At 61.0% G+C, this 8,344-nt stretch carries 8 protein-coding genes; all 8 read left to right on the top strand.

Annotated elements, in window-relative coordinates; translation table 11 throughout:
* A partial coding sequence (locus tag JNL55_RS18865) for a P1 family peptidase (protein ID WP_293857116.1) occupies positions 1-187 on the top strand: 187 nt, incomplete at its 5' end.
* 14 nt (positions 188-201) lie between these two features.
* A complete protein-coding gene (locus JNL55_RS18860; RefSeq protein WP_293857113.1) occupies positions 202-1,491 on the top strand; it encodes a metal-dependent hydrolase family protein in 1,290 nt (429 codons plus the stop codon).
* A complete protein-coding gene (locus JNL55_RS18855) occupies positions 1,488-3,590 on the top strand; it encodes a prolyl oligopeptidase family serine peptidase (RefSeq protein WP_293857110.1) in 2,103 nt (700 codons plus the stop codon). Before JNL55_RS18860 ends, JNL55_RS18855 begins: the two co-directional genes overlap by 4 nt.
* Positions 3,591-3,630: 40 nt before the next feature.
* The gene (locus JNL55_RS18850; protein ID WP_293857107.1) at positions 3,631-4,677 is read left to right on the top strand and encodes a YncE family protein; all 1,047 of its coding nucleotides are present in this window, start codon (positions 3,631-3,633) and stop codon (positions 4,675-4,677) included.
* 10 nt (positions 4,678-4,687) lie between these two features.
* Positions 4,688-6,064 carry an amino acid permease gene (locus JNL55_RS18845; RefSeq protein ID WP_293857104.1) on the top strand — a complete coding sequence of 459 codons (1,377 nt, stop codon included), beginning with the start codon at positions 4,688-4,690 and terminating at the stop codon, positions 6,062-6,064.
* 80 nt (positions 6,065-6,144) lie between these two features.
* The gene (locus JNL55_RS18840; protein ID WP_293857101.1) at positions 6,145-6,684 is read left to right on the top strand and encodes an RNA polymerase sigma factor; all 540 of its coding nucleotides are present in this window, start codon (positions 6,145-6,147) and stop codon (positions 6,682-6,684) included.
* Between the two features lie 10 nt (positions 6,685-6,694).
* Positions 6,695-7,777, top strand: a complete 1,083-nt coding sequence (locus JNL55_RS18835) for a FecR family protein (protein ID WP_293857098.1) — start codon at positions 6,695-6,697, stop codon at positions 7,775-7,777.
* 111 nt (positions 7,778-7,888) lie between these two features.
* The coding region (locus JNL55_RS18830; protein WP_293857095.1) for an STN domain-containing protein at positions 7,889-8,344 on the top strand (456 nt) is incomplete at its 3' end.

Below are 8,344 nucleotides of genomic sequence, written 5' to 3'. Positions count from 1 at the left end.
ATTCCCCAGTCCGGAACTCACGTCGATCTTCGAAGCCACGGTGCTGGCCACCGAAGAGGCCATCCTGAACGCCATGCTCGCTGCGCAATCGATGACGGGGCGCGATGGCTTACACGTGCGCGCACTCCCTCATGAAGAACTCAAGAAGCTGTTCTCGAAGCGAGCAGCGGCAGGCAGCCAGCGTTGAGCAAGGAAAACATCATGACAATAAAATCAGCAGCCCGCGTGACGGTTGCGTTAGCGGCGACGTTCGGTATGTTCTCGGTGGCTGCGGCCGAAACGCTGTACATCACCGCCGATCGCATGATCGATGTGTTGGCCGGGAAAACGATCGAGCAGCCGGCGGTGATCGTCGAAGGCGATCGGATTGCCAATGTGGGCAGTCGCTCGCAATTACCAGCACCCGCCGGAGCGCGGCAGCTTTCGCTCAACGGCATGACGTTGCTGCCGGGATTGATCGACATGCACGTGCATCTCACGTTCCGCCATGACATGCATGGCTACCGTCGACTCGGCATCTCGATTCCGAAGCTGGCTATTGATAGCGTCGCGCACGCCGAAGCCACATTGCTTGCCGGCTTCACGGCAGCCCGAGATGTGCATGCAGTCGGCTACACCGACGTCGCGTTGAGAGATGCGATCAACGAAGGTCGCGTGAAAGGCCCTCGGTTGTGGGTATCAGGTCCGTCGCTCGGTGCAACCGGCGGCCACTCGGACTCGAACCTGCTTGCGCCGCAGTTCGCCTATCACGAAGACGGCGCGGTCGACGGCCCGTGGGCGCTGGTTCAAAAGGTTCGAGAGGTCCACAAGTACGGCGCTGACCTGATCAAGATTTCGGCGACCGGCGGTGTCATCACCAAGAACACGCACTTCGACTCACAAGAGCTCGCGCCCGAGGAGATCTCGGCCATCGTCGGCGAGGCGCATCGATTGGGGATGAAGGTTGCGGCTCACGCGCACGGGGCTTCCGGAATCAAGAACGCGATCCTGGCCGGCGTGGACACCATCGAGCATGCGAGCTTCATCGACGAGGAGGGCATCAAGCTTGCCAAGCAACGCGGCACGTACCTCACCATGGATATCTACAACACCGAGTACACGTTAGCGGTGGGCGAGGCGGCCGGCTACTTGCCGGAATCGTTGGAGAAGGAGCGCATCGTCGGTCGCATGCAACGTGAATCGTTCACGCGTGCTGTCAAAGGCGGCGCTCGCATGCTGTTCGGCACAGACGCTGCGCTGTTTCCTCACGGTCAGAATGCGTTGCAGTTCAGTCGAATGGTCCAGTTCGGCATGACGCCGATGCAAGCGATTCAGTCCGCGACCGCGGATGCGGGGCGTGCACTCGGTGCCGAACATGATGTGGGCGCGATTGCGATAGGTCGTTTTGCCGACCTGATCGCGGTGCCCGGCGATCCGCTGGCGGAGATTTCGATTCTCGAGAAGGTACCAGTGGTGATCAAAGGCGGCGTCGTAGTGAAGGATGCGCGATGAGCGGCCACATTCCTGGGTTCTTAGTCAGGCGCCTGTGGGGTGCGATGCTGCTGCTCGTGTTGAGCCTCAGTGCGAGCGCGCAGTCCGTCGAGCAATTCCTGAGCGCGCCATTCGCTTCATTGCTGACGGCATCGCCTTCGGGCACGAAGATCGCGTGGGTGCTAGATGAACGCGGTGCTCGCAATCTGTACGTCGCGGAGGCGCCGGCCTGGCAAGGAAGAAAAATCACTCAGTTTGACGATGACGGTCAGGAATTCAGGCAGCTTTCCTGGAGCCCGGCAGGCGATGCGTTGTACTTCGTGCGCGGCGACGATTGGACCGGCGCGGCTGTCGTGAACCCGGCGCTGTCGCCGCTCTCGCCGAAGCGTTCTATCTGGCGCACGCCACTCGATGGCTCTGGTGCGGTTCGGTTGACAGACGGCCGGATGCCGGCGGTTGCGCCGGATGGACGAGTGGCGTTCGTCCGCGAGTCGTCGATGTTTCTGATGAGTGCTACCGGGGCGGACGTTACCGAGATCATTCAAGTTCGAGGCAGCATCTCTGGCATCCGCTGGTCGCCGACCAGCGAGCGAGTGGCATTTGTCGACGGCCGCGGCGATCACGCATACATCGGCGTCTATGACGTTGCAGACAAACGTTTGCGCTATCTCGATGCCAGCGTCGATAGCGATTCCGAGGCCGCATGGTCGCCCGACGGCAAACGCATCGCTTTCATGCGCACGCCAGCCGGGGCCGCGGCTAACTACTATCTAGCTTCGCGCGAGGACGAGCCGTTCTCGATTCGAGTGGCCGATGCAGCTACTGGCAAAGGTCGCGAGATCTGGCGAGCTCAGCCAGGCGTGGGGAGCGTACTGCGAAAGGTTGCGTTGGGCCGGCAACTCAGTTGGGCCGCCAATGACACGCTAATCTTCCCGTGGGAGAAGACCGGATGGTTGCATCTCTACGCGGTGAGTGCGTCCGGCGGTGATGCTCGTGATCTGTTGGCTGGCGAGCATGAAGTCGAGGATGTGGCCCTATCTGCGGACGGTCGCACATTGCTCTTTTCATCCAATCGCGGCGACATCGAGCGTCGGCACGTGTGGCGCGTCGCCGTGGGCAAAGGCATGGCTGGTGCAGTCACTTCCGGCAAGGGCATCGAAGCCAATCCCGTCCCGTTGAGCGACGGCGGCGTCGCCTATCTGCAATCCGATGCGCAGCGACCGACGCAAGCCTTCATCAAATCGGTGAAGGGTGAAGCGAAGGCTGTGTTGGCAGCGTCGATTCCGAATTCCTTCCCGGCGGCTGCGCATGTCGAGCCGCAGGCGGTGACGTTCAGTGCGACGGACGGCAAGGTCGTGCCCGCGCAGCTATTTATCCCTCATGGAATCTCGGGTGACGGGCGCCGGCCTGCGATTATCTTCATTCACGGCGGACCGCCGAGACAAACCTTGCTTGGTTATCACAATCGTTACTACTACTCGAATGCGTATGCGCTGAATCAATACTTCGCGAGCCGCGGCTTCGTGGTGCTCTCGGTGAATTTCCGTCGTTCCATAGGCTATGGCTGGGACTTTCGCGAGGCGCCGGATAACGGCATCAAAGGCGCGAGCGAGTTTGCCGACATTCTCGGCGCGGGGCTGTACTTGCGAGGGCGGTCAGATGTCGATGGTTCACGAATCGGCATTTGGGGTGGCTCTTACGGCGGCTATCTGGTGGCACTGGGATTGGCGCGAGCTTCCGATTTGTTTGCAGCTGGCGTCGATTTCCACGGTGTGCACGATTGGAGCGAAAGCTCGCAAGACTACTTCCTTCCGTACGATCCGCGGCTGCGTCGGTTCGAAGAAGCCAAACAGGCATTTGCCAATTCGCCGCTTGCGTTCATCGACACGTGGCGCTCGCCGGTATTGCTGATCCATGGCGATGACGACCGCAATGTGCCGTTCAGCGAAACCGTGAACCTGGTGCGTGCTTTGAGACAGAAGAACATCGAGCACGAGCAATTGATTTTCCCTAACGAGGCTCACGACTTCCTGTTGCATCGTCATTGGGTCGAAGCCTACCAGGCCACGGCCGATTTCCTGGAACGCAAACTGAAACCGTCGCCGCGGCCGCGATCCTGAAGTCCGCGTCACTTCACTCCGTTCAATCATTGGGGCATTCATGAATCGTCTACGTTTTACCGCTGCACTGGCTCTTGTGTGCGGATTTGTTTCTGGCGCCAAGGCTGCCGACCTGCTGTACACGCTCGAGGCCACTGCGACCTTGCCGAGTACGGACACGGACTGGGACTACGCCAAGATGCAACCGAACAGCAGCCGGTTGTTCATCGCGCGGGACAAGGATGGCCTGACGGTATTCGACGTGGACACCAACAAGGTCGTGACTACGGTGACAAATTCCGTGGGCGCCAACGGCCCCATCCTGGTTCCCGAGTTCAATCGCGGCTATGTGGCGAATGTCGATGGCACGTTGCTGATCTTCGATCTGAAGACGCTCGAGACGCTGGAGCGTCGCAAGCTGGACGACGGCTTCTTGAATAGCGGCATCTATGAGCCCTCCACCAAGCGGGTGCACGTCATCACCGGCTCACGGCCCAAGGAATCGCACTGGTACACGCTCGATGCCGCCACCGGCAAGCTGATCGGCAAGAAGGCTTTCCCGTTTCAGAAAATGGATGACCCGTCATTCGACGGCAAGGGCCGTATTTTCGCGCCGGCCCGCCGGGACAGTTTGATCGTGGTGCTGGACGCGACCACGCTGGCAGAGAAGGCGCGCTGGCCCATTGGCTGCAATGTCTCCAAAGTGTTGTATCAGGCAACCACCAATCGGGTGTTGGGCGCCTGTCTGAGCAATGACAATCCGCTGTTCTTTGCACTGGACGCGGACACTGGCCGCATCGTCTCGCGGGTCAAGATCGGGCGGGGCATCGACGGTTTCGTCATCGATCACAAGCGCCAGCGCATCGTTACCTCCAACGGCGTGGACGGCACGCTGAGCGTCATCGGGCAACGCGGTGCGGACAACTATTCGCTGTTGGGAACGGTCGGGACTCGTCCGGGCGCTCGCATGATGCATATGGATCAGCGCACCGGCCGCCTGTTGGTGGTCAACGCCGACCATACGATCCTTCCCGCCGCGCCAGGCGGCGAGGAAAAACCTGTGTATCATCCGAATAGCTTTGTGGTGTTGACCTACCAGCCGCGCTGATCGCACTCCTATGATGGCAACAGAATCCGGCACCGAATTGTCTCGCACGTTACGTCCGAGACATCTCACCATGATCTCCATCGGCGGCATCATCGGTGCCGGCCTGTTCGTCGGCAGTAGCGCGGCCATCGCCGCAGCCGGGCCGGCAATCGTGCTCAGCTATTTGCTGGCCGGCGTATTGATCTTTCTGGTCATGCGAATGATCGGCGAGATGGCCACGATGCATCCCGGCCAGCGTGCCTTCACCGAGCTGGCGCGGCTGGGGTTGGGGCGCTGGGCCGGCTTCACGGCCGGCTGGCTCTATTGGTACTTCTGGATGATTGTCGTGCCCATCGAGGCAATTGCCGGTGCCAACATCCTGCAGGCCTGGATTCCATTGCCGGCGTGGCAGATCGGCCTGTTGCTGATGGCGATGATGACGGCTGTGAATCTGATGTCCGCGCGTTCCTATGGCGAGTTCGAGTTCTGGTTCGCGTCCATCAAGGTGGCGGCCATCGTGGTGTTCATCGTGATGGCGACGGCGTTCGCGTTCGGTTGGCTGGGGCCGCAGGCGCCGGGGTTCGATAATCTGACGGCACATCAGGGCTTCATGCCATTCGGCTTCCTGGCCGTGCTGGGCGGTGCCGCGGCGGTGTTCTTTTCGATTACCGGCGCCGAGATCATCACGGTGGCGGCGGCCGAGTCCAGTCAGCCTGCCAAAGCCGTGGCCGATATGACCACCTCGGTGGTGGTTCGTATCCTGATTTTCTATGTGCTTTCGGTGCTGCTGATCGTGATGGTGGTGCCCTGGACCGAGGTTCGGGTCGGAGAGTCGCCGTTCACGCTGGCGCTGTCGCGCATGAATGTCGGCTGGGCCGGCATCGCGATGTCAGCAGTCATTCTGACTGCAGTTCTGTCGTGCCTGAACTCGGCGTTCTATGTGTGCTCGCGAGTGCTGCTGGTGTTGGCGGAGCAGGGCGATGCACCTCAGTGGCTGGTGCAGGTCAATGAGCGTCGCGTGCCGACGCGCTCAGTGTGGATTGCAGCTGTCGCCGGCGTCATTGGCGTGCTCGCAGCCACCGTGTCTGCGCAAGGCGTGTTCGCCTTTCTCGTGAATTCCTCGGGTGCGGTGATTCTGTTTGTTTACATCATCACGGCCGCTGCTCAGATTCGCATGCGGCGCGCCCACGATGCCTCAGGTCTGCCGACCCCGGCGGTGAGAATGTGGCTGTTCCCGTGGGCTAGCTACGTCGCCATCGCCGGCATGTTGGCGGTGCTAGCGGCCATGGCGACTACACCGGCCCGCGCCGCTGAGCTGCGGACGAGCTTGGTGGCGCTAGTCGTCGCCTTGATCTGCTACGGGTTGCGAGCTCGGCAACAGGGCCGACTAAGCTACGATCGGCGCTGAGGAGGGCACGGCAGGCACTATTTTGCAGTTGAGGGTAGCCACTTTCCCCGCCACGCTACCCTAGCCTCCTGGAGCAGTCCGTGACCCGCGAGAGGCCGTTCTTGAACCCGGAAGAGAAGCGTTCGTTCGTCGATGCCATAGCGGCCCAGCACGGGCAGCGCTTGCGGCGATTTCTCATGGCCCGGGTGCGCAATGCCGCGGATGCCTCTGACCTGGTGCAAGAAGTGTACTTGCGGCTGCTACGGGTCGAGGACCACGAGACCATCCGCATGCCCGAAGCCTATGTGATCGCTTTGGCAAATCACGTCCTGTATCAGTATCGCCTACGAGTCTCTCGCACGCTCGAACCGGCCGAACTGGAGGAAGCACTGGCGAACAGCGAGACATTGGCCGAGAACGACCCCGAGACTCAGTCCACGACGCGTCAGCGATTGGAGGAGGTGCAGAAGGCATTGCATGAGCTGTCGCCCAAGGCGCGCGCCGCCATGATCCTGCATTGGCGTGATGGGCTGACTGTCGACGAAGTGGGCGAGCGTCTGGGCACCTCTCGCCACATGGTGAAAAAGCATCTGGCCAGGGCGCTGCTGGCGTGCCGCCAGCGCCTGGATAGCGGCGAGTAAGGACGCCACAATGAATAATCAAGTTTTCGAAGAGGCCTGCACCTGGTTCGTCGAACTGCGCACCGGTGACATCGATGCCGCCGGCCGGAAGCAATTCGACAGTTGGATTCGCCGTTCGCCCGAGCACCTGCGGGCGTACCTCGAGATTACCGAGCTTTGGCAGGATGCGACGGCAGTCGAGTTCGGCCAGGTGGATGATATGGATGCTCTGCTCGACAGCGCACGCGCGGACGACAACGTCATTCCGTTCGAATTGGAACAGCATCCTCGTGTACGGGAGGCACAGAACGTAGCCCCGGCGGCAGTCGTGGCGCGCCCGCGGTCGTTCAGCCTGGCGATCGCTGCTTCGGTCGCGATTGCGGCGGTTGGCACAGCATTCTTTGCCTGGCAGCAGTTCTACGGCACGCAGCGCTATTCGACGTCCATTGGTGAGCAGCGGCTGATCGTCCTCGATGACGGCTCCTCGGTGAAACTCAATACACGCTCAAGCATCAAGATCCATTTCAGCGAGCACGAGCGCGCCGTGGAACTGAGCGAAGGGCAGGCCCTGTTCGTGGTGGCCAAGGATGCCAACCGCCCGTTCACGGTTCGTAGCGGCGAGGTGCAGGTGCGTGCCGTGGGTACGCAGTTCGACGTGTATCGACGCTCCGCCGGGACCACGGTCACAGTCGTAGAAGGCCAGGTCGTGGTCGCGGCTGGTGGCGAACCTTCCGTAGAGCCGCAGCCTGCAGCGCATGCTCCAGCATTGCGCGCACAGCAGCTTGCCGGCGCAACGTTACTTTCGGCGGGTCAGCAAGTGATTACGACGGCGGACCAGCCGTTGCAGCCTCAGACGGCGAGTGTCGATGCGGCCACGGCATGGACCCAGCAGAAGATGGTTTTCCAATCCGTGCCGCTGCCCGAGGTCGCAGCGGAGTTCAATCGTTACAACAAAAAACAACTCATCGTCAGCGATCCGCAGCTGGCGGAATTTCGCGTCAGTGGTGTGTACTCCTCCACTGAGCCTTCTTTGTTGTTGCAGTTCCTGCGTCAGCAACCTGGTATCGACATCGCGGAGTCCGATTCGATCATCACCATCACGAACTCTAAATAGTCGTTCGTGCCGGTAGCCACTTTCGTGCTGCAAGACCCTACGCCTATGAAGCCGTCATCAATCTCTGAAGCGACGGCCATAACAAGCCTCGCTAGAGGTTGGGGAGCCATCATGCGTAGTGCAGTTGCAGCTGCTGTTTCGTTGCTGTCGGCGATGAGTCTGGCGCTGGCCGCCGATGTGGAAGCGTCGATCAAACGTTTGACCAACATCCAACCGCAGCCGCTGGCGACGGCGCTGGAAACGTTTGCCAAGGAACGAAACATTCAAGTGCTGTATCGCTCCGACATCGTCGGTGTGCTGCAGACTAAAGGCGCCACCGGCGAGTTGACCACCGACGAGGCACTGCGCGAGTTGTTGTCCGGCACGGCGCTGGTCTATTGGTATCTGGAAGACAATGCCGTGATGATCGCGCCGGCGGGTGCGGTGGCGCCACCGTCCAGCGACAACGCAGCGGATCCTACGCAGCCGCATTTCGGCACCCATGGCTCGCAGAAGTTCAGGTTGGCGCAGACGCAGTCGGTGTCGTCGGCCACCACCGGCGGCGAACTTGCAAACGAACAGAGCGAA

The organism is Steroidobacter sp., assembly GCF_016790065.1.
Taxonomy (GTDB): Bacteria; Pseudomonadota; Gammaproteobacteria; order Steroidobacterales; family Steroidobacteraceae; genus Steroidobacter.
This window is presented reverse-complemented; position numbering and strand designations above follow the sequence as displayed.

Coding starts and splice junctions, on each gene's coding strand:
- JNL55_RS18860 (WP_293857113.1), top strand. CDS start 202: ATGACAATAAAATCAGCAGCCCGCGTGACGGTTGCGTTAGCGGCGACG.
- JNL55_RS18855 (WP_293857110.1), top strand. CDS start 1,488: ATGAGCGGCCACATTCCTGGGTTCTTAGTCAGGCGCCTGTGGGGTGCG.
- JNL55_RS18850 (WP_293857107.1), top strand. CDS start 3,631: ATGAATCGTCTACGTTTTACCGCTGCACTGGCTCTTGTGTGCGGATTT.
- JNL55_RS18845 (WP_293857104.1), top strand. CDS start 4,688: ATGATGGCAACAGAATCCGGCACCGAATTGTCTCGCACGTTACGTCCG.
- JNL55_RS18835 (WP_293857098.1), top strand. CDS start 6,695: ATGAATAATCAAGTTTTCGAAGAGGCCTGCACCTGGTTCGTCGAACTG.